Raw genomic sequence first — 25,281 nt, 5'->3', positions numbered from 1 at the left:
GAAACAGCAGTGGTAAGAATGGTATGATTTCTGTGCGAGGTCCCGGTGGGGCCGAGTATGAAGGCCCGTGACGCGTCCGGACGGTCGTCTCGCGGGCTTTTCGCTGTCCTAGGCTTCGATCCGGTCTACGACCAGGGGGCTGGCGCGGCGTCGCCAATCGCCGCCCGCTCCGAAGCACCACGCGACCGCGTCGGATATTCACAGAAGCGGTTCCGCTGTCGAATCGACGTGTTCGTAGATGAGTTCGGTCTTCGACGGGCGAGCGCCCAGCGCATGCTGCAGCGTCTGGCGATCCTTGCTGTCGCGGTGGTCGCGTGTGTCGAGAACCAGCCGATGGGCCTGGAGCGCGAGCAGATCCTGGGCGAGCAGGGCGAGGCAACGCTGCCGGGCGGCCTCTTCCGTCTTGGGCGCGCATGTGCCGACGTAGAGCCGCGAAGTGACCGGCAGTCCGGCCATTCGATCAATGAGCATCCTGCGGCGAGGTTCCTTCTCCTTGAAATGCAGTTCGCGGCCACCGCGGAGCAGGAGTGACATCAACGCCCGCCGGGTGGGGGTCAGCTGCGCGGGTTCCACGATCGTCGCGCACAGCAGGTAGCTGCCAGCACGTGCTGACTCGTCGACGAAGGCGTGCACCGTCATGGAGTCATCATGGCGCGACGATCTTACGAGCCGCGTTCGGGTGACTACTTTTGGTGACAGCTCGCCTTTTGGTCACCCGGCGCGGGGTGGCGGGGTTGCGCTGGGTGATGAGTGGACAATGGCCGGGTGACTGAGGACTCCCGCTATGGCGACGATGTCGGCGTCGTGACCGTGACCTACTTCTCCGAGGACACCATCGAGCGTTTCCTCGACACCCTCGAGAAGGCCACCGAGCGCGAGGTCAAGGTGGTCGTCGCGGACAACGCGTCCGTGGCGGGTGCCCTCGAGAAGGCCACCGCCAACCGGCAGAACGTGCAGCTGCTCAGCATCGGGGAGAACGTCGGCTACGGGGCCGCCGCCAACCGCGGGGTCGCCGAGCTGGACGACCGCTTCGGCTGGGTCGTCGTCGTCAACCCGGACCTCGAATGGGAGCCCGGGTCACTCGACGCCCTGCTCGACGTTGCCCGGCGCTGGCCGCGCGGGGGTGCCTTCGGGCCGCTGATCCACGACCTCGACGGCACCGTCTACCCCTCGGCGCGGCTGCTGCCGTCCTTCGGGCGCGGGATCGGGCACGCGCTCTTCGCGAAGGTCTGGCCGGGCAACCCCTGGACGAAGCAGTACCGCCAGGAGACCGGGACGCCGGTCGAGCGCACGTCGGGCTGGCTGTCCGGTTCCTGCCAGCTGATCCGGCGGGAGGCGTTCGACTCCGTCGGCGGCTTCGACACGCGCTACTTCATGTACTTCGAGGACGTCGACCTCGGCGACCGGCTGGCGAAGGCGGGCTGGCTGAACGTCTACGCGCCGTCGTCGAGCGTCATGCACGTCGGCGGGCACTCGACGTCACAGGCGTCGAAGAAGATGCTCAAGGCGCACCACGACAGCGCCTACCGGTACCTCGCCGACCGCCACCCGGGCCTCGCCTGGAAGCCGGTGCTGGCCGCCGCGAAGCTCGGGCTGGCGCTCCGGCTGAAGCTCGAAACCCGCTAGATCCCGTCGAGCCGGCGCGAAAGGTCGGACTTGCCGTTGTTCTGCGTCACCGTCGGCACCAGGCCGGTGTCCTCCGGGTCCGGCTCCTTCAGCGGGCTCGTGATCGGCTCGGCCTGGGGCCGGCGCGCCAGCGGCGTGTGCATCGGGGTGGTCGGCGACGGCGTGCTCAGCGGAGTCGTCGCCTGCGGACGGCGGCCGTTGCGAGCCTCCAGGCGCCGGGTCGGCGCCGCGCCGGCCAGCGGGTGGTCGTTCTCCTCGATCAGCGACGCCGGCAGCTGCGTGGTCGTGTCGGGGTCGAGGCTGTCGATCTGCGCCCGGGGTATCTGCTGGGTGTTCGACGAGTCCATCGGTGACGTCGCGCTGTCGGGTGTCACTACGAACACACCGCGCGCCTGGGCTCGTGCGAGCAGGGCGTCCGCCCGATCGCGGGGGTCCATCCCCTCGGCCTCCCGACTGACCCGGGGCCCTCTGGGGAAAGGCCCGCCTGTTTCCTGTCTAGGGTAGGCCCTCCGGGCGACCTCCGTCAGGGTTTCCCGCGGCTTGTCGCTCAGCGGTGCGTGATACAAGAGGAGATTTCCGTGACGTCCGAGGTCGAGATCGACGCCGTCGTGCTGGTCGGGGGCAAGGGCACGCGACTGCGGCCACTGACCCTTTCGGCGCCGAAGCCGATGCTCCCGACAGCCGGGACGCCGTACCTGAGCCACCTGTTCTCGCGCATCCGCGAGGCCGGGATCCGGCACGTCGTGCTGGGTACGAGCTACCGTGCCGAGGTGTTCGAGGAGTACTTCGGCGACGGCAAGTCGATCGGCCTGGACCTCGAGTACGTCGTCGAGGACGAGCCGCTCGACACGGCGGGCGCGATCCGCAACGTCTACGACAAGCTGCGCGCCGACCACGTGATCGTCTTCAACGGCGACATCATCTCCGGCTCGGACCTCGGCGCGCAGCTGCGCGTGCACCGCGAGTCCGAGGCCGACGTCACGCTGCACCTGCAGCGCGTGCCCGACCCGAGCCGGTTCGGCTCGGTGCCGACCGACGAAACCGGTCGCGTCCAGGCGTTCCTCGAGAAGACGCCGAACCCGCCGACCGACCAGATCAACGCCGGCTGCTACGTCTTCCGCCGCCCGGTGATCGAGTCGATCCCGGCCGGGCGCCGGGTTTCGGTCGAGCGTGAGACGTTCCCGCAGCTGCTGGAGCAGGGCGCGCACATCCAGGGCTTCGTCGACGAGTCCTACTGGCTGGACGTCGGCACGCCGGAAGCGTTCGTACGCGGGTCGGCCGACCTGGTGCGGGGCGTCGCGCCGACGTCCGCGCTGCCCGGCCGCCCCGGCGATTTCCTCGTGCTCGACGGCGCTTCCGTCGCCGAAGACGCCCAGCTGTCCGGCGGTTCGACCATCGGCGTCGCGGCGGTGGTCGGCTCGGGCGCGAAGATCGACGGCTCGGTGCTGTTCGACGGCGCCGCCGTCTCCGAGGGCGCGATCGTCGAACGCTCGGTGCTCGGGCACGGCGCGCGCGTCGGCGCGGGCGCGGTGCTGCGCGGGGTCGTGCTGGGGGACGGCGTGTCCGTCGGCGCCGGCTGCGAACTGCTCGACGGCGCCCGGATCTGGCCGGACGTCGTGCTCCCCGACGGTTCCGTCCGCTTCTCGAGCGACGCGTAGCGATGTTCTGGCGTCCCGCGTTCGAGGTCGACCTGGGTGCGGTCCTGGGTCCGCTGAAGCGCGGGCGCGGGTCGCTCAACATCCTCACCGACGAGCGCGGCATCACGTGGCTCGCGTCGAACACGCCGGACGGCCCGGGCACGCTCGCGCTGCGCAAGCTGACGGACGGCCGCATCGAGGCCGCGGCCTGGGGTGACGGCGCGGATCGCCTGCTCGCCGGCGTCCCGGCGCTGCTCGGCGCGCACGACGACGACTCGGAGTTCGTCGCGCACCACGACGTCGTCGCGCGGGCCCGGCGGGAGAACCCCGGGCTGCGGCTGGGCGCCACGGGTGTCGTGTGGGACTGGCTGGTGCTCGCGGTGCTGGAGCAGAAGGTGACCGGCAAGGAGGCGATCCGGTCGTGGGCCGAGCTGTGCCGCCGCTTCGGCGAGCCGGCACCCGGACCGGGGCCGGAGCGCCTGCGCGTGCCGCCGACGCCGGTGGCGCTGCGGTCGCTGCCGGACTGGCACTGGCACCGCGCGGGCGTCGACATCAAGCGCCGCACGGCCCTGCTCAACGCGGCCCGCGTCGCGCACCACCTGGAGCGCGCGGTGGAGCTGCGCGGTCTCGAGGGTCGTCACCTGCTGCGGCACGTGCCGGGCATCGGGGTGTGGACGGCGGCGGAGGTCGCGCAGCGCGCGTGGGGCGACCCGGACGCGGTCAGCTTCGGCGACTACAACATCCCGTCGATGGTCGGGAACGCCGTGCTGGGCCTGAAGCTCGACGACGCGGGGATGGCGGAGGTGCTGGCACCGTACGCGCCGCAGCGGCAGCGGGCGGTGCGGTACCTGGAGGCCGCCGGCCACCGGCGGCCGCGGTTCGGGCCGCGGATCGAGCTGCGCGACTACCGCGCGATGTGAAAGCCATGAAGGGCACCTTCATGGCTTTCATGACCATGAGAGTGCCCTTCATGGACTTCGGCTACTGCTGCGGGGGATAGCCGCCCTGCTGGGGCGGGAAGCCTTGCTGCGGCGGGTAACCCGGCTGCTGGCCCGGGTACCCCTGCTGCGGCGGCGGATACCCCGGCTGCTGGCCCGGATATCCCTGCTGCGGCGGGTAACCCGGCGGCTGCTGGCCCGGATACCCCTGCTGCGGCGGGTAACCCGGGTACTGCAGCGGCGGGTACGGCGGCTGCTTCGGCTTGTTCACCTTGATCACCACGATCACCAGCGTCGCGATCAGCGCGACGGGCACCAGGATGATCAGCAGCGTCAGCACGCTCAAGCCCATGATCAGCCCCTTCCTTCGTCGAGCGCGGCGCGGATGATCGCCAGCGCCTCGGCGTCGTCCAGGCCGAGCTTACGGGTCAGGTCCGCGTACGCCGCCGCGGCCTGCTGGGCCCGGCGGCGGCTCTGGTCGCCCGCGGCCGCGACGAAGCTGCCCGCGCGGCCGCGTGTCTCGATCAGCCCCGCCTCTTCCAGCTCGCGGTACGCGCGGGCCACCGTGTTGGGGGCGATGCCCAGGTCGGCGGCGAACTGCCGGACCGTGGGCAGCTTCGTGCCGACCGGCAGGCTCCGGTCGTTGATCCGCGTCGCGAGCCCGGACCGGATCTGCTCGAACGGCGGGACCGGCGAACTGCTGTCGAAGGGGATGATCACCAGCTCTGCGGACCCGCTCCCGGCCCCGGCGGCCGCTGCCCGTACGGCCCCTGCGGCGCGTACTGCTGTTGGTGCGGCGGGAATCCCGGCTGGGACGGCGGGAACCCGGGCTGCGGCGGCGCGAACCCGGGCTGCGGCGCGGGGAACCCACCCGACCCCGGTTGCGGCGGGAACCCGGCGGTCCCCTGCTGCGGTGCGGGGAACGCACCCGGCGGCCCGGCAAACCCTTGCTGCGGCGGGAAGTTCGCGGTGGGCGGGAACGGGCCGCCGTTCTTCATCGCCTCTTCGCGGCGCACCTTCGACACCCGCACCGCCACCACGATGATGGCCAGGATCAGCAACCCGACGACGATGAAGCCGAACGCCCCGCTGCCGCCGCTGCCGCCGGTGTGGATGTGCAAGCGCTGGGAAAACTGCGTAGCCATGTGGTCCCTCCCTGTCCACACCCCAGGCTAGTGCCCGGCACCGGCCGGAACGGCCGCTTTCACCAGATCGGCGAGATCTTCGGACCCCGCCGGGAGCGCGTTCGCCGGCCACCAGCGCAGGTCGTCGGACTCGTCGCTGCGCACCGGTTCCGCACCCGGCGGCGCGTGCACCGCGTACCGGACGTCGAAGTGCCGCGTCGGCACGCCGAGGGAGCACGTGATCGGGTGGACGTCCAGGTGCACCGGCGCGTCGCCGATCCGCAGCCCGGAGATGCCGGACTCCTCGGTGGCCTCCCGCAGCGCGGCCCCGGCCAGCGTGCCGTCGGAGGGCTCGCAGTGCCCGCCCAGCTGCAGCCACCGGTCGACGCGCGGGTGCAGCGTCAGCAGGACCCGCGTCCCGGTGTGGTCGAGGAGCACCGCCGACGCCGTGAGGTGCCCGGCGGCGCACGAACGCTGACACGAGTCCTCTCGCGCGGCGAGGAACCCGAGGAACGCCTGCCGCAACGACTCCTGGGAAGCGAGCGCAGGCCGCCACGAACCCAGCGTCGTGACGGCGTCCGCGTGCAGGTTCACAGCTCCAGCAGCCCTTCTCCGGGGGTGATCGGCCCGCGTGGGCCGGGATCGTCGAGCGGGACGCCGATCGCGACCGAGCCGAGCGGCTGCCAGCGCTCGCCGAGGCCCAGGACGTCCCGGACGACGTCCGCGGCGAAGATCGTCGACCCGATCCAGCACGAACCGAGCCCTTCGGCGGCCAGCGAGACCAGCAGGCCCTGCACCGCGGCGCCGCCGGCGACGGTGAACATCGTCTTCTCGCAGTCGTTGCGGCGCTCGTCGCGGTAGGTGTGCGCGCCGTCGGGGACCAGGAACGGGATGACGACTTCCGGGGCGCGGTAAAGGATGTCGCCGCGGCTGAGCCGCTTCGCGATCTGCTCCGGGGTGAACTCGTCCCCCGACAGGTCGGCCCGCCACGACTCGCGCATCGCGTCGAGCAGCTTGTGCCGCAGGCCGCTGTCGCGCAGCCAGACGAACCGCACCGGGTGCGTGTGGTGCGGCGCGGGCGCGGTCAGCGCGGACGCCACGGCCCGGCGCATCGCGGCCGGGTCCACCGGCTCGTCCGAGAACTGCCGCACCGAGCGCCGGGACGGCACGGCCGCGCGCCGCCCCTGTTCGATGGCCTCCTTGGTGCCCAGCCGGAAGAGGTCTTCGTCGAGCGGGCGGACGAGGTCCCGGGCGGTCGAACCGTCGTCCTCCAGGAAGAGCCCGCGGACGACGGCGACCGGCGTCCCGCCGAGCTTGCCCTTGACCAGGTCGGCGGCCGCGGCCAGCTCGTCGGCGATCGCGACCTCGGTGACGGCCAGCTCGTTGCCCTGCCCGTCCACCTCGCCGCGGTAGGCGTGCAGCACGCGTAGCCCGGACGACCCGATCGCGGCGTCGGTCTGCCCGACCCGCCACGCGCGGCCCATCGTGTCCGTGACGACCACCGCGACTTCGACGCCGAGCCGTTCGCGCAGCCCGTTGCGCAGGGCCAGTGCCGACGCGTCCGGGTCCGCAGGCAGCAGCGCGACCTCGTCGCCCCGGACGTTCGACGCGTCGATGCCCGACGCCGCCTGCACGATCCCCAGGTGGTTCTGCGTGATCACCGTGCGCGCGATCCGCGCGACCACCCGGATGCCCTCCTGCTCGATGAGCTTCCGGCGCTCGGCGTCGCGGACCTCGGGGTCGGCGGGCACCTTGACGAGCCTGCCCTCGACCTTCGAGACGATCTTGCTGGTCACGACGAGGACGTCACCGGACCGCAGCCAGGGCGCGGCCTTGACGATCGCGCCGGTCAGGTCGTCGCCGGGGCGGAACTCCGGCAGCCCGGGGACGGGCAGGATCTCCAGCTTCGGCGAAGCGTGGTCAGTCAACAGGGGCTCCCGCCAGGTCGAGCGCCGCGCGGGCCATCGCCGCGGTCGCGTCCACATCGGACATCAGCAGCGGGACGTCGCGGACGGTCACGCCCGGCACGTCCGCCGTCTCGCCTTCGGCGATCAGCCAGCCGTCGAGCACGCCGCCGTCCTTGCGCGAGCCATAGTGCCGGCCCACCGCCTCGGCCGACGTCTCGACGCCGATCGCGGTCAGGCACGCGTCGGCCATCCCGCGCAGCGCCTTGCCACCGATGATCGGCGACACCCCCACGACGTGGGATTTGCCGCTGCGCAGCGCGTCCCGGACCCCCGGCACGCCCAGCACCGTGCCCACCGAAACCACCGGGTTCGACGGCGCGAACAGCACGGCGTCGGCCCCGGAGATGGCGTCGAGCACGCCCGGCGCGGGCTTGGCCTCGTCGGCGCCGACCGCGACGATCGAGTGCGCCTTCGGCTCGGCGCGGTAGCGCACCCACCACTCCTGGAAGTGCACGGCCTTCTGCTGGCCGTCCTCCTCCGGGTCGTCGATGACGACGTGGGTCTCGACGCGGTCGTCCGACATCGGCAGCAGCCGGACGCCGGGCTGCCAGCGGTCGCACAGGGCTTCGGTCACGGCCGAGAGCGGGTAGCCCGCGCGCAGCATCCGCGACCGGATCAGGTGGGTGGCGATGTCCTTGTCGCCGAGGCCGAACCAGCTCGGCTCGGCGCCGTAGGCCGCCAGCTCCTCCTTGACGACCCAGGTCTCGCCCGAGTGCCCCCAGCCGCGATCCTTGTCGATCCCGCCGCCGAGGGTGTACATGCAGGTGTCCAGGTCCGGGCAGATCCGCAGCCCGTGCATCCAGACGTCGTCGCCGGTGTTGACCAGCGCCGTCACCTCATGCGGCGAGTCGGAACTCCCTTCGGCGGCCATGCCCAAGGCCGCCTTGACACCCAGCAGGAAGCGGGCCCCGCCCACTCCGCCGACCACTACCACGATCTTCACGACGTCGAATCCTCGCACGAGCCGGGTGCGGGCACCCAGTACCGGTATCTGTGGTGCGGGGCGTAGCCGAGCCCCGCGTAGAGCGCGAGCGCGCCCGAATTGGCCTCCGCGACCTCCAACACCGCGCGGCGGGCTCCCTGTTCCGCACCCCACGTGTGCAGGGTGTTCATCAGCGCCGACGCGAGCCCGCGGCGCCGGAACGCCGGGTCGACCTCCAGGCGGCCGACGTGCAGCCAGCCGTCGACCAGGGCGCCGCGGACGACGCCGGCGGTGCCGCCGTCGAGCGTCGCGACACCGTAGCCGACCGTCCCGCCGGTCAGCACCCGCCGCGCGGCCGGGGTGTCCTCCCCGGCGGCGAGCGTCAGCTCCCACCAGCCGGGCGTCGGCCGGTCGTGCACGACGACACCCGGGACCGGCGGCGCGGTGACGAGCGGGGCAGTGAGCACGACGACCTCGTGGCCGCGGCGGTGGCCCTTCGCCTCGACCCAGCCCGCGGCGGCGATCGCGCGCTCGTTCGGGCTGTCCCGGACCACCTGCGCCATCGGCGCGATCCCCCGATCGTGGGCGAAGTCACACACCGCGCGCAGCGCCTCGGCCACCGGGCGACCGGCGTCGCCCACCGCGAGCACGCTGTTCGCGCGTCCGGTGAAGCCGCCGGCCCAGCGCAGCCGCCAGTTTCCCAAGGGTTCCTCGACCAGCGGCGGCCATGCTCTGCTGCAGGCGATTTCGAGCGTTTCGGGGGTGTTCACCGCTAGATTGTCCCCAAGGCCGTGAAAGTCGCGGAGCGGATTTCCCGAGGAGGTGGCCGTGGGCATCCAGCGCAAGGACGAGCGGCACAGCGAGAAGCTCGTCGACGAGATCTCCGAGGGGTTCAACCGCGCCGTGGGGGAGAAGAAGCCCGAAAGCGACGCAGACGAGGCGCCCAAGCCGCGGTTCGTCATCACCGGCGACGCCCGGGCCACCCCGCCCCCGCGCCGCCGGGAGCGGTGAGCACGCGCCATACCCCGGGTATGGCTAAGGCTTGCCTCACCAACCGATCGGGTGGCCGAACCGCGTAGTGTCGGCCACGACTGGCTGTTTGCAGAGAAAAGCAGGAGTGCGCAGTGACCTACGTGATCGCCGAGCCCTGCGTCGACGTGCTCGACAAGGCGTGTATCGACGAGTGCCCCGTGGACTGCATCTACGAGGGCGAGCGGATGCTGTACATCCACCCGGACGAGTGCGTCGACTGCGGCGCCTGCGAGCCGGTCTGCCCGGTCGAGGCGATCTACTACGAGGACGACGTCCCGGACAACTGGTCGGACTACACCAAGGCCAACGTCGACTTCTTCGACGAGCTGGGCTCGCCCGGCGGCGCCTCCAAGGTGGGCAAGACCGCGCACGACCCGGCGTTCATCAAGGCGCTGCCGCCGCAGGGCGAATGAGCCGCGTCGCGCTGCCCGACTTCCCCTGGGATTCGCTCGCCGAGGTCAAGGCCACGGCGAGCGCGCACCCCGGCGGGGTGGTCGACCTCTCCATCGGCACGCCGGTCGACCCGGTCCCGGCCGGCATCCGCGACGCGCTCGCGTCGGTGTCGGAGATCCCGGGCTACCCGACCACGCACGGCATCCCGGCCCTGCGCGCGGCGGCCATCGCCGCCCTCGGCCGCCGGCACGGCGTCACCGGCATCGAGCCGGACGCCGTGCTGCCGACGATCGGGTCGAAGGAGGCCGTCGCCTGGCTGCCGCGGCTGCTCGGCTTCGGTCCCGGCGACGTCGTGGTCATCCCGGAGCTGGCCTACCCGACCTACGAGGTCGGAGCGCTGCTGGCGGGCGCGTCGATCCTGCGTGCCGACAGCACGGTCGCGCTGGGCCCGCAGAAGCCGGCGATGATCTGGCTGAACTCGCCGTCCAACCCGACCGGCAAGGTGCTGCCGGTCGAGCATCTGCGCAAGGTCGTCGAGTGGGCCCGCGAGCGCGACGTCGTGGTGGTGTCGGACGAGTGCTACCTGGCGCTCGGCTGGGACACCGAACCGCTGTCGATCCTGCACCCGGACGTCTGCGACGGCCGCACGGACGGCCTGATCGCCGTGCACTCGCTGTCCAAGTCGGCGAACCTGGCCAGCTACCGCGCCGGCTTCCTGACCGGTGACCCGCGGCTGATCAAGCAGCTGCTCGACGTCCGCAAGCACGCGGGCATGATCGTGCCGCGCCCGGTCCAGGAGGCGATGGTCGCCGCCCTGACCGATGACGAGGCCCTTTCCGCCCAGCGCGAGCGCTATGCGCGGCGTCGGCTGTCACTGCGGAAGGCGTTGCAGGACAACGGGTTCCGCATCGACCACTCCGAGGCCGGCCTGTACCTGTGGGCGACTCGCGACGAGGACGCCCGCGCGACGGTCGCCTGGCTCGCCGACCGCGGGATCTTGGTGGCGCCGGGGACGTTCTACGGGCCGAAGGGCGCCAACCACGTCCGCGTCGCGCTGACCGCGACCGACGAGCGCGTCGACGCCGCCGTGGAGCGCCTGAGCGAGTAGTCCGCCGCGGGTGCGCGGCTAGGCACGGATCTGCTCGGCCAGCCGCGCCAGTTCGGCCGCCGCCGCGGGCGAAGTGTCGCTGAGCCCGCTGTGCACGGCCGTCGGGCCCCGCAAGAAGCGGCGCAACACGGCCACGAGCAGTCCTTCCGGCAGCGTCCGCAACGCGGCGAACCCGCGCGGGACCGGCGGCGTCGACAGGGCGCCCAGGTTCCGCCGCATGAGGCGGAGCATGCCGCGGACCGCGTCCGGATCGCCGGCCAGCGCCACCGGACCGCCGGCCGCCGCCACCGCCTGCCCGAGCGGCACCTCGAACGCGGCGTGCGTCTTGAGCCAGGCGTCCATCCGCGGCTTGGCCTTGGCGTTGATCCCGGCGCTCCGCAACGCCCGCACGATCCGGTCCAGGCGCGGGGTGATCCCGCCGTCGGGTTCGCCGATCGGCATCGCGACCAGGCGGGTCAGGTGGCTGGTCGCGCGGTAGCGGACCACGTCGCCGTCCATCGTGCCGCCGTCCGTGGGAAAGCCGAGCAGCACGCGCTCGTGGCCGATCACCGCGCCCAGCGGCTCCGCACCGGCCGCCCAGTTGAACAGGAACAGCACGTCGCCTTCGACGTCGGCGAGTGACTTCAGCACGGCGTCGATCTGCTGGGCGCGGACGAAGACGGCGATCAGGTCGTACCCGCCGGCCGGGTGCTCGACCACCGGCACCCCTACCCGCTTGATGTCCGGGCTGTCCTCCTCGGCGAGCCGCACGTCGTGCCGGCGCAGGGCGGCCAGGCGCTCGCCCCGGGCGAGGAGCGAGACGTCGTGCCCGGCCTCGTGCATGCGGGCGGCGAACAGGCTGCCGGTGACCCCGGCGCCGTACACGAGCAGCTTCATGGCAACCCCGTTCATTCATACGTTCGTTTGAGTCACCCGTATAGTGGCACACGTGGCACCACCCGACACCCGCTCGCAGCTCCTCGACGCGGCCGAACAGCTTTTCGCCGAGCACGGTTTCCGTGGCGCCTCGGTCCGCGCGATCACCGAGCTCGCCGGCGCGAACCTGGCCGCGATCGGATACCACTTCGGGTCGAAGGCGGAGCTCTTGGCCGCGGTCGTCCGCCGCGTGGTCGAGCCCATCATCGCCGCCCAGGCCGCCGGGCTCGACCGGCTGCTCGCCCGGACTCCGGACCCGCCGGTCGCCGAACTGGTCGAGGCCTTCGCGGGACCGTTGTTCGACGCGATGCTGGCCGGCGACGAGGGCGGCGCCCGGACGTCCCGGCTGATCATGCGGATCATCGGCGACCCGGCCGAGGAGATGCGCGCCTGGACCGGGTCGGCCGATGCCGCGGTCCGCGATCGCTACCTGGCGGCCTTCGGGCGCGCGTTGCCCGGCCTTTCCGCGGCGGAGCTGTGGTTCCGGATCCGGGGCATCCTCGCCGTGGCGGCCGTGGACCGCGTCGAGGTCTACAACGGGCAGCCCGTGTCCCCGGCGGCGGGCGAACCGGCCCGGCGCTGGGCGATCACGTTCCTGGCGGCGGCGATGAGCGCGCCACCGACGCTCCCTAGTAGTCCCGGCCCGTGAAGCCCCGGTAGACGAACCGGGTGAGCGCCTCGACCGCCTCTTCGTCGGTCGGCGGGGTCCACCCGGCCGGGGCCGGGTCGAGCAGCCACGTCTGCGCGAAGCTGTCCACCAGCTGGTACATCATCGCGATCGACAGCTCCGTGCGCGCCGGCAGCCGCATGCCCGCCGCCGTGACGTGCGCCAGGTGGCCGTGGAGGTCCGCCGCCTGCGTCGCGCCGAAGCTCGCCATCGTCCGGGCGAACGCGTCGTTGACCATCGCCGCCTGGCGCAGCGCCTGCATCGTCGCCGCGTGCTCCTTGTAGAAGTCCCAGTACTGGGCCACGTGCCAGCGCACGGCCGCCGGGTGGCTGAAGTCCGACAGGTGCCCCTCGGACAGCGCGCTCTCGTCGTTGGCCGCCGCCAGGTCGGCCAGGAGCGCTTCGAGCAGCTCTTCCTTGCTCGCGAAGTGGTTGTAGAACGACCCCGCGGCCCGGCCCGCCTCGGCGGTGATGTCGGTGATCTTCGTGTTCAGGTAGCCCTTCCGCGCGAACACGCGCCGGGCCGCCGCCTTCAGCGCGGTCTCGGTCTCCGCGGCCTTCTCCTTGCGGTTCACCGCCACCTCCTTGACGCGGGACGCTAGCAGTGCCATTCTGAATCGAGATTCACTGAATTTCAATTCACTGGGAGGACGACATGGACACCCGAGTGCTGATCGCGGGGGCGGGACCGACCGGGCTGACGCTGGCCATCGAGCTGGCGCGGCGCGACGTCGCGGTGCGGATCATCGACAAGGCGGAGACGTTCTTCGCCGGTTCGCGCGGCGACGGCCTGCAGCCGCGCACGCTGGAAGTCTTCGAGGACCTCGGCGTCCTCGACGCGGTGCTGGCCGCGGGCGCCGCGCCGGTGCCGATGCAGATCCACCTCGGCGGCGAGGTCGTCGGCGAGCGGATGATGTTCGACCTGGTCGAGCCGACCCCGGACAAGCCGTACCCGACCGGCTGGTTCCTCGGCCAGTCGCAGACCGAGGGCATCCTGCGCGACCGGCTCGCCGAGTTCGCCGTCCACGTCGAGCTCGACACCGCGCTGACCGGCTTCGAGCAGGACGCCGACGGCGTCACGGCCAGGCTGAGCACGGGCGAGACCGTCCGCGCCGAGTACCTGGTCGGCGCCGACGGCGGCAAGAGCTTCGTCCGCAAGGCGCTGGGGATCGCGTTCGAGGGCAGCACCGACGAGTCGATCCGGATGCTGCTCGGCGACGTCCACGCCGAGGGCCTGGACCGCGCGTACGGCCACTGGTTCGCGACGCCGGAGGACCCGATGAGCGGCATGATGTTCAGCCCGCTGCCGGGCACCCCGTGGTTCCAGTTCGGCGCGCCGCTCGGCGAGGGCGAGCTGGACGCCGAGACCGCCCTGCCCGCGGTCCAGGCCCGGCTGGACGCCCTCGGCGGCGGCACCGTCGAGCTGTCCGACCTGGCCTGGTCGACGGTGTGGCGGCCGAACGTCCGGCTGGCGGCGCGGTTCCGCGACGGGCGGGTCTTCCTGGCCGGCGACGCGGCGCACGTCCACCCGCCGACCGGCGGCCAGGGCCTGAACACCGGCGTCCAGGACGGCTACAACCTGGGCTGGAAGCTCGCGGACGGCTCACCCGAGCTGCTCGACAGCTACGAGGCCGAGCGCCGGACGAACGCGGCGCGCGTGCTCGGGATCTCGACGGAGCTGATGCAGAAGTACGTCGACGGCGACGAGGACGCGCACCAGCGCGGCGAGGACTTCCAGCAGCTGGACATCAGCTACCGCGGCGGCCCGCTGTCCCCGGCCGGCACCGGCGCGCTGCGCCCCGGCGACCGCGCCCCGGACGCACCGCTGGCCGACGCGAACGGCAAGCGCGTCCGGCTGTTCGAGCTGTTCGCCGGCCCGCACGCGACGGAGCTGGTCTTCGGCGACGGGCCGACGACGGGGTACCGGATCCTGCCCGCCGGCAGCGTCGCGACGGGAGCGGACCTGGTCGACGACGGCGGCTACGCGTACGCGGCTTACGAGGCCGAGGATGGCCGGCGGGTGCTCATCCGGCCGGACGGGTACGTCTGGTCGGTGGCCTGACCGGACGTCACGACATCCCGCTGTGCGTCAGGTGTGCAGGGCCCGGGCCGCGTCGTCGACCACGGTCCAGGAGTCGTGCCAGGCCGCGCGGGCCTCGGCCCGCCTGGCCAGCTCGCGCTCGGCGATCCGGCCGGCGACGAAGCCGACCTCGCCGTCCGCTGTCGCCAGCACCGTGCGCATCCGCTCGGCCGCGATCACCGCGTCCTGGTGATCGCCCAGCACGGTCTGGAAGTCCTTCGTCGCCTTGATCAGCTTCGTGATCCGCTTGGCCCGCTTCTTCTTCGCCGACGTCTGGGCCAGCTCGGCGGCGTACCGCAGCTTCTTGCCGTGGATGCGCAGGGCGTGCAGGTCGTCGTCGGGCGGGTCGGCGGGCAGCGCGCGGACGGCCTTGGCGAGCTTGCGGTGCGGCTTCGCCAGCCCGGCGACCAGGTCGTGCTGGTGCTCGGCCGCCTCGGCGGCGGCGTCACGGTCGGTCGTCAGCAAGCTGACCTCGCGCAGCAGCGTCGAGTAGCGCGCGCTGGACAGCGCCCGGGTCAGCCGGCGCTTCGCCGCGGCGCGCTCGGTGACGAACCGGGACACCAGCCGTCGCCCGGCGGCCTGGTCGCGGACCTCGAAGTCGGCGATGACCTCGCGCAGGTGCCCGATGAGGACGTCGTAGTCGCGCACCTCGCCGAGCGACTGGCCGAGCCAGCCCAGCTCGGCGCGCACCGGCTCGGCGCCGTCGCCGACCAGCGGGCCGGACAGCTTCAGCACGCTGCGCATCCGCCGCAGGGCGACGCGCATCTGGTGCAGGTCCTCGGGGTCGGCGCCGGAGCGCGTGCCGGCTTCGTGCGCGAGGAGGGCGCGGATCTCCCGATCGAGCTTGGCCCGGACGTGGTGGCCGGCCGGATCCGCCGGGCCCACCTCGACCGGAAGCTCGGGCAGGCCCAGCTCGGCCGGGGTGCGAGGCAACGATTCGGTGGTCACCACATGAATGGTAGGTGAACAACCGGGATCGTCGAAGGCCTCAGTTGGCGTGCAGGATCGAATTCAGCTCGACGCCGGAGCCGGTCCGCGCCACGACCTCGACCGCGCCGGTCGCGGAGTTGCGGCGGAAGACCGCACCCGAGATGCCGTTGAGCTCGCGGGCCTTGACGACCTTGCCCTCGACGACGACCTTCGTCCCCGCCGTGACGTACAGCCCCGCCTCGACGACCGTGTCGTCGCCCAGCGAGATCCCGACGCCACCGTTCGCGCCGATCAGGCAGCGCTCGCCCAGCGAGATCGTCTCCTTGCCACCGCCCGAAAGCATGCCCATGATCGACGCGCCGCCGCCGACGTCCGAGCCGTCGCCGACCACGACGCCGGCCGAGATCCGGCCCTCGACCATCGACGCGCCGAGCGTGCCGGCGTTGAAGTTCACGAAGCCCTCGTGCATCACGGTCGTGCCGGTCGCCAGGTGCGCGCCGAGCCGGACACGGTCGGCGTCGCCGATCCGGACACCGGCCGGCAGGACGTAGTCGACCATCCGCGGGAACTTGTCGACGCTGTAGACGGTCACCGCGCCGCGCGAGCGCAGCCGCAGCCGCGTCGTCTCGAAGCCCTCGACCGGGCACGGGCCGTGGTTGGTCCACACGACGTTGGCCAGCAGGCCGAACATGCCGTCGAGGTTCTGGCCGTGCGGGCGGACCAGCCGGTGTGAGAGCAGGTGCAGCCGCAGGTACATGTCGTGCGGGTCCGCGGGCGCGTCGGCCAGCTTGCCGATCGTGGTGCGGACGGCGACGACCTCGACCCCGCGGTCGGTGTCCGGGCCGAGCAGCGCCGCGGCGGCCTCGCCGAGCAGCGCGGTGGCCTCTTCCGCGCTCAGGCGCTCGGTCCCGGACGTGCCGGCTTCGGTCAGCTTCGGGTGCGGGTACCAGGTGTCGAGGACCGTCCCGTCGGTCGCGACGGTGGCCAGCCCGACGCCGCTGGCGCCGGTCGTTTCGGGGTTCGGGCTCTGCTCGCTCACGGCCTTCACCGTAGCCGAGTGAGCTGGGTCAACTGGTCGTGGGCTCGGCGGCTACCTGCTTCTTCAGGCTGCCGAGAGCACCGGCGACGTCGACCAGCGCCTGCGTGCAGGGACCACCGGGGTCGGGCACGGTCGTGCAGCCGGCGCCGCGGAACTCGCCGACCGCCTGCTCGAGCTTGTCGGCCTCGGCGACCAGCTGCGGGTCGCGGTCGTTCGCGCGCTTGCGGGCCGTGCCCGGGACGTTGGCGACCTCGGTGACGTACTTCTCGCAGCCCTTCGGCAGCTGGGTCCGCGGGCTCGCGTAGCACTGGTCGGCGGTCAGCGCGTCCAGCTTCACCGGGAGCGCGTCCGGCCCGGGCTCGCCACCCTGCTTGGGGGTCGGGCCGGCTTCGTTGCCGCAGCCGGACAGGACCAGTACCAGCAACGCGCCGCCCACGGCGACCGGGAACCTACGCACACCCTCACGGTAGCGTGCCGGGCATGAGCCTCGACCTGCACGCCGACCCCGTGGACCTGACCGCCGCGCTCGTGGACGTCTTCAGCGTGTCCGGGGCGGAGGCCGAGCTGGCGACGGCGGTGCAGGAAGCGCTTCGGAAGCAGGCTCCGCACCTCGAGGTGATCCGCAACGGCGACGCCGTCCTCGCGCGCACGAACCTCGGCCGCGCGTCGCGGGTCGTGCTCGCCGGGCACCTGGACACCGTGCCGGAAAACGGCAACCTGCCTTCTCGGCGCGAAGGCACCGGAGACGACGAGATCCTGCACGGCCTCGGCACGGTCGACATGAAGAGCGGCGACGCGGTGTTCCTGCACCTCGCCGCGACGCTGCCCTCGCCGAAGCACGACGTCACGTTCGTCTTCTACGACAACGAAGAGGTCGAAGCGGTCAAGAACGGCCTCGGCCGGATCGAGCGCGAGCTGCCGGAGTGGCTCGCGGGGGACCTGGCGATCGTCGGCGAGCCGTCGAACGGCGTGATCGAGGCGGGCTGCCAGGGCACGATGCGCGTCGAGCTGCGCCTGTCCGGCAAGCGCGCGCACACCGCGCGGGCGTGGATGGGGGAGAACGCGATCCACGCGCTGGCCGAGCCCCTGCGGCGGCTGGCGGAGTACTCGCCGCGCGTCGTGGACATCGACGGGCTCACCTACCGCGAGGGCCTGCAGGCGACGTCGGTCGGTGGCGGCGTGGCCGGGAACGTCGTCCCGGATTCGGCGGTCCTCACGGTGAACCACCGCTTCGCCCCGGACCGCGACCCGGTGGCGGCCGAGCGCCACCTGCGCGAGGTGTTCCACGGTTACGAACTGTCCGTTGTGGACCTTTCACCGGGAGCGTTGCCGGGCCTGTCGGCCCCGGCGGCGGCCGAGCTGGTGACGGCGGCAGGCGGCCGCGCGGCGGCGAAGCTGGGCTGGACGGACGTAGCGCGCTTCGCGGCGCTGGGAATGCCGGCGGTGAACTTCGGGCCGGGCAACCCCACGCTGGCGCACACGAAGCAGGAGAACGTCCACACGGCGGAGATCCGCCAGGTGACCGAGGTGCTGCGCAAGTTCCTGTCCTGAGTGGCCGTCGTCACACCCGTGGGCGTTGAGCTGCGGTGACGCTCCGGCGTCGGACGTCACCGCAACTTTTCCGCGCCACCGGCCGTATCTCCTGCTGAGGGTGCTCCGGGAGGAACCATGGCGAAATCCGCGAGACGGGCCGTTGCCGTTGCCGTGCTCGCGCTGGCGGTCGTCGGCGGGTTGACCGCCTGTGAACAGCAGCCCGTCGCCGCGCCGGCGGCCGGGCCGGTCCGCACCGACATCGGGGCCGCCACCGCCCTCCCGCCGCCGCCGGGCGAGAAGCCGCCGGTGACCCAGGCCGCGCAGCAGATCACCTTCCCGCGGACCGGCTCCGGCCAGTGGATGTTCACCGCCGGCAGCGACGAGGTGGCCGGCACCCAGGGCAAGCTCATGCGCTACCGGATCGCGCTCGAGACCGACATCGACGGCGTCGGGCCGGTGGCGTTCGCCAAGGACATCCGCGGCATCCTCGGCGACCCGCGGGGCTGGACCGGCGGCGGCGAGTGGCGGCTGCAGCAGGTCGGCCCGGACGACGACGCCGACTTCACCATCTACCTGGCCACGCCCGCCAGCCGCGACAAGCTGTGCGGCGGCTCCCCGGACGGCTACACCTCCTGCCGCAACGGCAGCAACGTCGTGCTCGACGTCGCCCGCTGGGCCAACGCCGTGCCGAACTACGGTGCCCCGCTCGCGCAGTACCGCCAGTACATGGTCACCCACGAGACCGGGCACCGGCTCGGCCACGGCCACGAGCTGTGCCCGGGCCCCGGCCGGCCGGCGCCGGTGATGGAGCAGCAGACGCTCGGGCTGCACGGCTGCGTCCCGAACCCGTGGCCGTTCCCGGACGGCCGGTCCTACGCGGGCCAGTCGGGCGAATACGACGACCCGATCCCGGCCGGCGACTCCTAGCGGCCCTGCAGCGCCTTGACGTTGGTGCCGAACGTCCAGCCCTTCGAGCCGTCCCAGTTGATCGACCAGTCCATCAGGCCCTTCAGCCCCGGAACCGACCGCCACGCCTGGGAAACCAGGCTCGTCGACAGGTACCCGCCGCCCGCTCCCGGCTGCGCCGGCAGACCCGGGACCTGCTTGTCGTACGGCACCCGGATCGTCGTGCCCTGCACGACCAGGCCCTGGTTCAGGCACTGGGTCTGCACGGTGAAGCCCTGCACGGTCCCGGCCTGGTACGAGTCGCCGGAACAGCCGTACATGGACCCGTTGTAGTACTGCATGTTCAGCCACCACAGGCGGCCGTTGTCCGCGTACTTCTTGACGATCGGCAGGTACGCGCCCCAGATCGAGCCGTAGGTGATGCTGCCGCCGGTCACGTACGCGGTCTCCGGCGCCATCGTCAGCCCGAAGTTCGACGGCATCTGCGCGAGCACGCCGTCGATGATCCGGACCAGGTTGGCCTGCGACGCCGAGAGCGTCTTGATGTTCCCGCTGCCGATCAGCCCGGTCTCGATGTCGATGTCGATCCCGTCGAAGTTGTACTGCTTCAACAGAGGCACGATCGTCGCGACGAACTTGTCGGCCACCGCCGGCGAAGACAGGTCGATCCCGGCGGCCGCGCCGCCGATCGACATCAGGATCGTCGCGCCCGCGGCCTTCGCCGCGCACATCTCGGCGGGCGTCGACACCCGGACGCCGGCGTCCATCCCGTTCTCCCACAGCACGGTCCCGTCGGACCGGATCACCGGGAAGGCGGCGTTGATGACGTTGTAGCCGTGCTGCGCCATGCGGCTGTCGGTGATCGGGATCCAGCCGAGACCGGGGTGGACGCCGTTCGCGGCGCCGTCCCAGTTCTCCCAGTACCCCTGCAGGACCTTGCCCGCGGGCCGCGACTTCACCGCGCACGTGTCGGCCTGCACCGCCCCCTGCGCGGGGGCCGACACGAGCAGCGGGACGGCTAGCACCGCCGCCAGCAGGGTTCCGACCAAGCGGGTTCTGCGACCGGACATACCGGCTCCCATCGTCGTCGAGGGGCGTACGCGGCGTGTCCGTCCACGATAGGGACCGGGGGAAAGCGCTGACTACCTACGAACGGGTGGTCTAGACAACCGGCGGTGCCCTGGATTCTCCGCGCGTTTACGATGTCAGTCGGCTTCGGCGCCCAACGCGATCAGCCCGTTCCGCAGCACGTTCGCGGCTTCTTCCTGCCGCCCGGTCTCGCCCAGCAGCTCGCTCAACGGCCGCAGCGCCCGCACCAGCACCCCGCGTGCCCCGAGCCCGGTCGCCAGCTCGACGGCCGCCCGAAGGAACTCCGCCGCACCCCGGGCGTCACCGCGTGCCCGGGCCAGCGACCCCAGCTGCAGCCGCAGCTCCGCCGCCAGCGCCGTGCCCGCCACGACGGCCGGACGCACCTGGTCGAGCAGCGCGCCCGCGGTCTCCAGCCGGCCTGCCGCCAGGTACTCCGCCGCCAGCTCGACGGTGATCGCCGGGACGTCGCCGGGCCACGCCGTTTCCCGCGCCGCGCCGAGGTCGGCGAGCGCGCCCTCGACGTCACCCGCGCGGCCGCGGACCCGGGCCCTGGCCAGCAGGCAGTGCGCCATCGCCGGGTGCAGGGCCCGTTCCTGCATGAGCTCGTACGCCGCGGCGACGGACGCGGCCGCGTCGGCGAACCGGTCCGCCGCCAGGTGGCTGCGGCACACCTCGACGTGGCTGCGGGTCAGCTCGGCCAGCACCGCCGGGCCGCCCCGCATGAGCCGCAGCGCCGACTCGGCGTACTCCACGGCCCGCTCCAGGTCGCCTTGCCGCAGGTGCCGCTCGGCCAGGCACGCCCGCAGCGTCAGCAGCATCGACGGCTGCGGGTACCCGTCGCGCACCAGCTCCGCGTGGCAGGTTTCCAGCAGGTGCAAGGAATACTGTGCCTCGCCCCAGCCGGACAGCACCGCCGCGCGCAGCGGCACGACCATCGCCCGCACCGGCGGCGGCTCGTCCGCCAACGCCGTTTCGGCTTCCGCGACGTACTTCGTGCGGGCGTCGCCGGTCGAGTACCCGGCCAGCCACAGCAACGCGATCCCCAACTGCCGCGGCCGTTCCAGGCGCTCGGCCTGGCGCCGGATCCGCTGCATCCGCGGCGTCGCGCGGCGCGCGTCGCCGGCCAGGAACTTCTCCGCCGTCTCGATCAGCTCGAGGTCCAGCTCGAGCAGCTCCCGCGGGGAGCTGCCGCCGAGCAGCTCGTCGGGGTCGATGCCCAGCTGCTGGGCGAAGAACCGCAGCGCGTCGCCCGACGGCGTCCGCGCGCCGGTCTCGACCGACGACACGTACGCCGCGGAGTACTGCGGGCCGGCCAGTTCGCGCTGCGTGAGCCCGCGCTCGGTGCGCAGCTCACGCAGGCGTTCACCGACGCTCTCGCTCACTCAGGTGCCTTTCCGCCGGACGTCCAGGAGTGTGTCCGGTGTGATAACTGCTGTTATTGCTCCGGACGCGTCCGAGTAAAGGTTCCGCTCGTCAGCCGGTCAATGAGCCGAACGGCGTAGCGCCGCGCACCGAAGATCACGGCGATTCGCGAAACCGCAGGAAATGGCTGGGTTGACGACTGGTCTGAACCAATTCACCAACTTTGGTAGGAAGTTCGGCTAGCGAGCCCCGCGGTCCGGCGAAAATCAGCCTTCGGTACCGGCCGCCGAGTCGAGTCCGCGTCGATACGCCTCGACGGCTTCGTCCAGCTGACCACGTTGCCGGAGCACGTCACCGAGCCTCAGCGCCGTCGAAACCGCCGCGCCGTGCAGTGCCGCCCGGGTCTGGATCCCGGCCGCCTCGCGCAGGAGCCTGGTCGCGGTGGGAAGGTCGCCTTCGGCCTGCGCGATCTGCCCCCGCAGGCCCGTCGCCTCGCCCAGGGATTCGACGTCCTGGGCCAGCAGCGGCCAGACTTCCGAGACCAGCGCCGCCGCCTCGGCGGGCGCACCCTGCCGCAGCCGGACCTCGGCCAGCTCGAGTGTCGCCCCCGCGAAACCCTCTTCCGCGCCGATCGCCGCCAACTGGTCACGCGCCGACGTCAACTCCGAGCGTGCCTCGCCCAAGCGGCCCCGCCGTCGCAGCAGATACCCGCGGGCCCACCGGCACCGCGCCGCGTCGCGGTCGAAGCCCACCGACGCGAACAGGCGGCACGCCTCGATGAGGTCCTGCTCCGCGCGGCCGGACTGTCCCGTCGCCTGCCACACCTGCGACGCCTGCCGGTGGAACCGCGCGACGAAGTCCGGCCGCGTCGCCGCCTTCGCGAGCCGCCGTCCGGCGACGGCCGCGCGCTGCGCCCGGTGCAGGCCGCCCATCTCCATCAGCGGGTGGATCAACGCGCTGAGCAGGCACAACTCGGCGTCGGGATCATCCTGTGCGGACGCCAGCTCTTCGTCGACGCGGGCGATCGCCGCACCGGCGTCGCCGCTCAGGTACCGGCAGCCCGACCAGCGGTGCACGATCATCGCCCGCAGCCACGGCGGCGCGGTCCCGGCCAGCTCCTCGGCGTGCTCCAGCTGCTTCTGCGCGCCTTCGACGTCGAAAAGCTGCCACCGCACCTCGGCGATGCAGAACCGCGCGTAGCACTCGACGTCGTCGAGGTGGTAGCCCGCGGCCTGCTTCCCGACGGCCGCGAACCGTTCTTCGGCGAGGGCGACCCGGCCCTGTTCGAGGTCGCGGTAACCCTCGTCGAGGGACGCGCGCAGCTCGTCGGCGATGCCCCGAGGGCGGCCGAACCGCAGCTCGTCGACGGTCAGGCCGAGCCGTCGCGCCAGATAGGCCAGCATCTCCTCCGACGGCACCCGGCTGCCGGTCTCGACCTTCGCCAGGAACCCGCGGTCGTACCCCGGCTCGGCCAGCTCGCGCTGGGTCCAGCCCCGGCCGGTGCGCAGCCGCCGGATCCGCGCGCCGAGCGGTTCGGTCATCTCCCCACGGTAGGTCATCGGCGCCGCCGTCGCGGAAAGCGGCGGCCGCCCGGCCTCGACTGGTCCACTGTGGACCTGCCGCGCCGAGGGTGCGCGCGCGACCGCTGGCTGCACCTTCGAAAGTGCTGTACGGCACGGTCGTCAACGGCGCCAAGGAATGCACCCGGTCGGATGAATCCTTCGACGGCCAGGGAAGTTGCTACGCGGATGACTTCGGTTCATGGCCCGGTAAGGAGCCCGCCATCGCGCTCCTGACCTTCTCGCCGGCGGCCAGGCCGTAGCATGGCGTAGTGAGCGAACAGTCTGAATGGCCGGACGGCCAGTACCCCGAACGCCCGGTCGAGCGCCACAAGGGCCCGGTCGTGCTGCGTCGCGACCGCCGCGACCAGGGCAGCACCACCGACCAGCGGCTGCTGGACTCGCGCGGCCCGAGCGACTGGGTGCACACCGACCCGTGGCGCGTCCTGCGGATCCAGGCCGAGTTCGTCGAGGGCTTCGGCGCGCTCGCCGAGGTCCCGCGCGCGGTCACGGTGTTCGGCTCGGCGCGCACCAAACGCGACGACCCCGAGTACGAACTCGGCCGGAAGATCGGCGGCGCGCTGGCCAACGCCGGGTTCGCCGTGATGACCGGCGGCGGCCCGGGTGCGATGGAGGCGGTCAACCGCGGCGCGGCCGAGGCCGGCGGCTTCTCCGTCGGGCTGGGCATCGAGCTGCCGTTCGAGCAGGGCCTGAACCCGTGGGTCGACCTGGGCGTCAACTTCCGGTACTTCTTCGCCCGGAAGACGATGTTCATCAAGTATTCGCAGGCCTTCATCTGCCTGCCGGGCGGCTTCGGCACGCTCGACGAGCTGTTCGAAGCGCTGACGCTGGTGCAGACGAAAAAGGTCACGAAATTCCCGGTCGTGCTGTTCGGCAGCGAGTACTGGGGCGGGCTCTACGACTGGATCGCCAAGACCGTGCAGGCCCAGGGCAAGGTGAGCCCGCACGACCTGGACCTGCTGCACGTCACCGACGACATCGACGACGCCGTCCGCGTGGTCCAGGAGTCCTACCAGGCCTGGGAGGACACCCACTGATGAGCCGGATCTGCGTGTTCTGCGGCTCGTCGATGGGGTTCTCGCCCCGCTACGCCGAGCAGGCGGCGGCGCTCGGCAAGCTGCTGGCCCAGCGCGGCATCGGCCTGGTCTACGGCGGCGCGAGCGTCGGCACGATGGGCGTGGTCGCCGACGCGGCCCTCGCGGCGGGCGGCGAGGTGATCGGCGTGATCCCCGAGGCGCTGTCGTCGGTGGAGATCTCGCACGCGGGCCTGTCGGAGCTGCACGTCGTGGCCGACATGCACGAGCGCAAGGCGAAGATGGCGGCGCTGTCCGACGGCTTCCTGGCGCTCCCGGGCGGCGCGGGCACGCTGGAGGAGCTGTTCGAGGTCTGGACGTGGGCCCAGCTCGGCCTGCACGGCAAGCCGATCGGCCTGGTCGACGTCGACGGCTACTACGCACCGCTGATGACGTTCGCCGACCACATGGTGACCGAGGGGTTCGTCAAGCCGGACTACCGCGAGCTGCTGATGGTCGACGCGGACCCGGCGGCGCTGCTGGACCGGTTCGAGACGTACGAGCCACCGGCCCCGCCTAAGTGGGCGACGGAGCCACCGGGGATCTGACGTCGGTGCAGGCCCGGACGAACGCGGCGACAGCTCGCGACCGCGTCCGGTCGGGCCAGGCCAGCAGCACCGACGTCTGTGGCGCGTCGAGCACCGGCACGCACACGGTGTCCGGCCGCGCGTGGCGGCGGGCCGACTCGGGGACCACGGCGACGACCTGGCCCAGCGCGACCAGCTGCAGCAGCTGACCCGCGTCGCGCACCTCGGGACCGCTGCCGTCGCTGCCCGGCCAGCGCGGGAACGGCTCGCCGTCCAGGTCGGCGAGGACGAGCGCCGCGCGGCCGGCCAGCCGGTGGCCGCGGGGGAGCATCGCGACCTGGTCCTGCTCCAGCAGCAGCTCCGTGTCGAACCCCGAGAGGTCGTCGTGCCGGGCGTGCAGGAAGGCCAAGTCGACGCGGCCGTCACGCAGCATCGGGGCCTGCTCGCCGATCCCGCACACGACGACCTCGATCTCGACGGCGTCCGGGTCCTGCCGGTACCGGGGCAGGATCCGCTCCAGCAGGCCCGCGTCGCCGTCCGGCTTCATGGCCACCAGCAGCCGTGGCTCCGCCTGCCCGGCGCGCTGCGCCCGGCGGACCGCCGCCTCGACCGCGTCGAGCGCTTTGCGGCTCTCCACAAGGAAAACCTCGCCCGCGGCGGTCAGCGTGACACCGCGACTGGTGCGTTCCAGCAGCTGCACGCCCATGCGTCGTTCGACCTGCTGGATGGCGCGGGACAGCGGCGGCTGCGCCATGCCGAGCCGCCGCGCCGCGCGCCCGAAGTTCAGCTCCTCGGCGACCGCGACGAAATACGCGAGTTCCCGCGTCTCCATAC

Annotated in this window: 30 protein-coding genes; 12 read left to right on the top strand and 18 right to left on the bottom strand. The window is 72.4% G+C overall.

The genetic code is table 11. The annotated features are described in order from the left end of the window. Window positions 1-198: 198 nt before the first annotated feature. The gene (locus tag OG738_RS06195; protein ID WP_329051960.1) at window positions 199-639 is read right to left on the bottom strand and encodes a hypothetical protein; all 441 of its coding nucleotides are present in this window, start codon (window positions 637-639) and stop codon (window positions 199-201) included. 126 nt (window positions 640-765) lie between these two features. Between OG738_RS06195 and OG738_RS06190 the strand changes: the two genes are divergently transcribed. Next, window positions 766-1,626 (top strand): glycosyltransferase family 2 protein, encoded by an 861-nt coding sequence (locus OG738_RS06190; protein WP_329051958.1) that lies wholly within the window; start codon window positions 766-768, stop codon window positions 1,624-1,626. Here the strand turns inward: OG738_RS06190 and OG738_RS06185 are convergent. Beyond that, window positions 1,623-2,063, bottom strand: a complete 441-nt coding sequence (locus tag OG738_RS06185; protein WP_329051956.1) for a hypothetical protein — start codon at window positions 2,061-2,063, stop codon at window positions 1,623-1,625. The genes OG738_RS06190 and OG738_RS06185 overlap by 4 nt on opposite strands. Window positions 2,064-2,204: 141 nt before the next feature. Here OG738_RS06185 and OG738_RS06180 point away from each other — a divergent pair, with 141 nt between their 5' ends. Together OG738_RS06180 and OG738_RS06175 are read left to right on the top strand one after the other, a co-directional pair. Continuing rightward, window positions 2,205-3,284 carry an NDP-sugar synthase gene (locus OG738_RS06180; RefSeq protein WP_329051954.1) on the top strand — a complete coding sequence of 360 codons (1,080 nt, stop codon included), beginning with the start codon at window positions 2,205-2,207 and terminating at the stop codon, window positions 3,282-3,284. A gap of 2 nt (window positions 3,285-3,286) precedes the next feature. Beyond that, the gene (locus tag OG738_RS06175; protein ID WP_329051953.1) at window positions 3,287-4,183 is read left to right on the top strand and encodes a DNA-3-methyladenine glycosylase family protein; all 897 of its coding nucleotides are present in this window, start codon (window positions 3,287-3,289) and stop codon (window positions 4,181-4,183) included. 61 nt (window positions 4,184-4,244) lie between these two features. Here OG738_RS06175 and OG738_RS06170 read toward each other — a convergent pair whose 3' ends face one another. From OG738_RS06170 to OG738_RS06140, 7 genes are read right to left on the bottom strand one after another with little or no spacing between them, the layout of a single operon-like run. Beyond that, window positions 4,245-4,553, bottom strand: a complete 309-nt coding sequence (locus OG738_RS06170; protein ID WP_329051952.1) for a hypothetical protein — start codon at window positions 4,551-4,553, stop codon at window positions 4,245-4,247. Between the two features lie 2 nt (window positions 4,554-4,555). Continuing rightward, complete coding sequence (locus OG738_RS06165) at window positions 4,556-4,921, bottom strand: GntR family transcriptional regulator (protein WP_329051950.1); 366 nt, start codon at window positions 4,919-4,921, stop codon at window positions 4,556-4,558. Continuing rightward, a complete protein-coding gene (locus tag OG738_RS06160; protein WP_329051949.1) occupies window positions 4,918-5,346 on the bottom strand; it encodes a hypothetical protein in 429 nt (142 codons plus the stop codon). Before OG738_RS06160 ends, OG738_RS06165 begins: the two co-directional genes overlap by 4 nt. Before the next feature lie 27 nt (window positions 5,347-5,373). Next, a complete protein-coding gene (locus tag OG738_RS06155) occupies window positions 5,374-5,919 on the bottom strand; it encodes an NUDIX hydrolase (protein WP_329051948.1) in 546 nt (181 codons plus the stop codon). After that, complete coding sequence (locus tag OG738_RS06150; RefSeq protein ID WP_329051947.1) at window positions 5,916-7,310, bottom strand: coenzyme F420-0:L-glutamate ligase; 1,395 nt, start codon at window positions 7,308-7,310, stop codon at window positions 5,916-5,918. The genes OG738_RS06155 and OG738_RS06150 overlap by 4 nt, the downstream gene beginning before the upstream one ends. Further along, window positions 7,246-8,235, bottom strand: coding sequence for a 2-phospho-L-lactate transferase (gene cofD, locus OG738_RS06145; RefSeq protein ID WP_329051945.1), 990 nt, complete (start codon window positions 8,233-8,235; stop codon window positions 7,246-7,248). Before cofD ends, OG738_RS06150 begins: the two co-directional genes overlap by 65 nt. Continuing rightward, window positions 8,232-8,984: a GNAT family N-acetyltransferase gene (locus tag OG738_RS06140; protein ID WP_329051944.1), complete on the bottom strand. Its 753-nt coding sequence runs from the start codon at window positions 8,982-8,984 to the stop codon at window positions 8,232-8,234. The genes cofD and OG738_RS06140 overlap by 4 nt, the downstream gene beginning before the upstream one ends. A 58-nt stretch (window positions 8,985-9,042) precedes the next feature. Between OG738_RS06140 and OG738_RS06135 the strand changes: the two genes are divergently transcribed. The 3 genes from OG738_RS06135 (at window position 9,043) to dapC (ending at window position 10,747) form a co-directional block, all read left to right on the top strand. Beyond that, complete coding sequence (locus OG738_RS06135) at window positions 9,043-9,225, top strand: hypothetical protein (protein ID WP_329051942.1); 183 nt, start codon at window positions 9,043-9,045, stop codon at window positions 9,223-9,225. A 113-nt stretch (window positions 9,226-9,338) separates the two neighbouring features. Further along, a complete protein-coding gene (gene fdxA, locus OG738_RS06130; protein WP_003083029.1) occupies window positions 9,339-9,659 on the top strand; it encodes a ferredoxin in 321 nt (106 codons plus the stop codon). Continuing rightward, entirely contained in the window at window positions 9,656-10,747 is a 1,092-nt protein-coding gene (gene dapC / locus OG738_RS06125) for a succinyldiaminopimelate transaminase (protein WP_329051939.1), read from the top strand. The genes fdxA and dapC overlap by 4 nt, the downstream gene beginning before the upstream one ends. A gap of 18 nt (window positions 10,748-10,765) precedes the next feature. On the opposite strand, the gene OG738_RS06120 is transcribed toward dapC, so the two are convergent. Continuing rightward, window positions 10,766-11,623 (bottom strand): ketopantoate reductase family protein, encoded by an 858-nt coding sequence (locus tag OG738_RS06120; RefSeq protein ID WP_329051938.1) that lies wholly within the window; start codon window positions 11,621-11,623, stop codon window positions 10,766-10,768. Window positions 11,624-11,675: 52 nt separating this feature from the next. On the opposite strand from OG738_RS06120, the gene OG738_RS06115 reads away from it, so the two are divergent. Further along, window positions 11,676-12,311: a TetR/AcrR family transcriptional regulator gene (locus OG738_RS06115; protein ID WP_329051936.1), complete on the top strand. Its 636-nt coding sequence runs from the start codon at window positions 11,676-11,678 to the stop codon at window positions 12,309-12,311. On the opposite strand, the gene OG738_RS06110 is transcribed toward OG738_RS06115, so the two are convergent. Then, window positions 12,292-12,939, bottom strand: a complete 648-nt coding sequence (locus tag OG738_RS06110) for a TetR/AcrR family transcriptional regulator (protein WP_329051934.1) — start codon at window positions 12,937-12,939, stop codon at window positions 12,292-12,294. The genes OG738_RS06115 and OG738_RS06110 overlap by 20 nt on opposite strands. Before the next feature lie 44 nt (window positions 12,940-12,983). Between OG738_RS06110 and OG738_RS06105 the strand changes: the two genes are divergently transcribed. After that, entirely contained in the window at window positions 12,984-14,390 is a 1,407-nt protein-coding gene (locus OG738_RS06105) for an FAD-dependent monooxygenase (protein ID WP_329051932.1), read from the top strand. A 27-nt stretch (window positions 14,391-14,417) separates the two neighbouring features. Here OG738_RS06105 and OG738_RS06100 read toward each other — a convergent pair whose 3' ends face one another. From OG738_RS06100 to OG738_RS06090, 3 genes are read right to left on the bottom strand one after another with little or no spacing between them, the layout of a single operon-like run. Further along, window positions 14,418-15,356 (bottom strand): CHAD domain-containing protein, encoded by a 939-nt coding sequence (locus tag OG738_RS06100; RefSeq protein ID WP_329051930.1) that lies wholly within the window; start codon window positions 15,354-15,356, stop codon window positions 14,418-14,420. A 40-nt stretch (window positions 15,357-15,396) separates the two neighbouring features. After that, window positions 15,397-16,377 (bottom strand): 2,3,4,5-tetrahydropyridine-2,6-dicarboxylate N-succinyltransferase, encoded by a 981-nt coding sequence (dapD, locus tag OG738_RS06095; protein WP_329051928.1) that lies wholly within the window; start codon window positions 16,375-16,377, stop codon window positions 15,397-15,399. Between the two features lie 28 nt (window positions 16,378-16,405). Further along, on the bottom strand, window positions 16,406-16,813 hold the full coding sequence (locus OG738_RS06090) for a hypothetical protein (protein ID WP_329056583.1): 408 nt from the start codon (window positions 16,811-16,813) through the stop codon (window positions 16,406-16,408). Window positions 16,814-16,857: 44 nt separating this feature from the next. On the opposite strand from OG738_RS06090, the gene dapE reads away from it, so the two are divergent. Together dapE and OG738_RS06080 are read left to right on the top strand one after the other, a co-directional pair. After that, a complete protein-coding gene (gene dapE, locus OG738_RS06085; protein WP_329051926.1) occupies window positions 16,858-17,928 on the top strand; it encodes a succinyl-diaminopimelate desuccinylase in 1,071 nt (356 codons plus the stop codon). Window positions 17,929-18,045: 117 nt separating this feature from the next. Next, on the top strand, window positions 18,046-18,837 hold the full coding sequence (locus OG738_RS06080; protein WP_329051925.1) for a DUF3152 domain-containing protein: 792 nt from the start codon (window positions 18,046-18,048) through the stop codon (window positions 18,835-18,837). Here OG738_RS06080 and OG738_RS06075 read toward each other — a convergent pair. From OG738_RS06075 to OG738_RS06065, 3 genes are all read right to left on the bottom strand, one after another. Further along, window positions 18,834-19,886 carry a chitinase gene (locus tag OG738_RS06075; RefSeq protein WP_329051923.1) on the bottom strand — a complete coding sequence of 351 codons (1,053 nt, stop codon included), beginning with the start codon at window positions 19,884-19,886 and terminating at the stop codon, window positions 18,834-18,836. The genes OG738_RS06080 and OG738_RS06075 overlap by 4 nt on opposite strands. A 135-nt stretch (window positions 19,887-20,021) precedes the next feature. After that, window positions 20,022-21,287, bottom strand: coding sequence for a helix-turn-helix domain-containing protein (locus tag OG738_RS06070; protein WP_329051921.1), 1,266 nt, complete (start codon window positions 21,285-21,287; stop codon window positions 20,022-20,024). Between the two features lie 246 nt (window positions 21,288-21,533). Beyond that, window positions 21,534-22,826: a helix-turn-helix domain-containing protein gene (locus tag OG738_RS06065; protein WP_442875866.1), complete on the bottom strand. Its 1,293-nt coding sequence runs from the start codon at window positions 22,824-22,826 to the stop codon at window positions 21,534-21,536. A gap of 272 nt (window positions 22,827-23,098) precedes the next feature. Here OG738_RS06065 and OG738_RS06060 point away from each other — a divergent pair, with 272 nt between their 5' ends. Beyond that, window positions 23,099-23,884 carry a TIGR00730 family Rossman fold protein gene (locus tag OG738_RS06060; protein ID WP_329051917.1) on the top strand — a complete coding sequence of 262 codons (786 nt, stop codon included), beginning with the start codon at window positions 23,099-23,101 and terminating at the stop codon, window positions 23,882-23,884. Continuing rightward, complete coding sequence (locus tag OG738_RS06055) at window positions 23,884-24,468, top strand: TIGR00730 family Rossman fold protein (RefSeq protein WP_329051916.1); 585 nt, start codon at window positions 23,884-23,886, stop codon at window positions 24,466-24,468. Before OG738_RS06060 ends, OG738_RS06055 begins: the two co-directional genes overlap by 1 nt. On the opposite strand, the gene OG738_RS06050 is transcribed toward OG738_RS06055, so the two are convergent. After that, window positions 24,437-25,279: a LysR family transcriptional regulator gene (locus tag OG738_RS06050; protein ID WP_329051914.1), complete on the bottom strand. Its 843-nt coding sequence runs from the start codon at window positions 25,277-25,279 to the stop codon at window positions 24,437-24,439. The two genes, OG738_RS06055 and OG738_RS06050, sit on opposite strands and share 32 nt — an antisense overlap. Between the last annotated feature and the right edge of the window lie 2 nt (window positions 25,280-25,281).

The organism is Amycolatopsis sp. NBC_01488 (assembly GCF_036227105.1).
Taxonomy (GTDB): Bacteria; Actinomycetota; Actinomycetes; order Mycobacteriales; family Pseudonocardiaceae; genus Amycolatopsis.
Note: the sequence above shows the minus strand (reverse complement) of the source record. Positions and strands in the feature narration are given on the sequence as shown.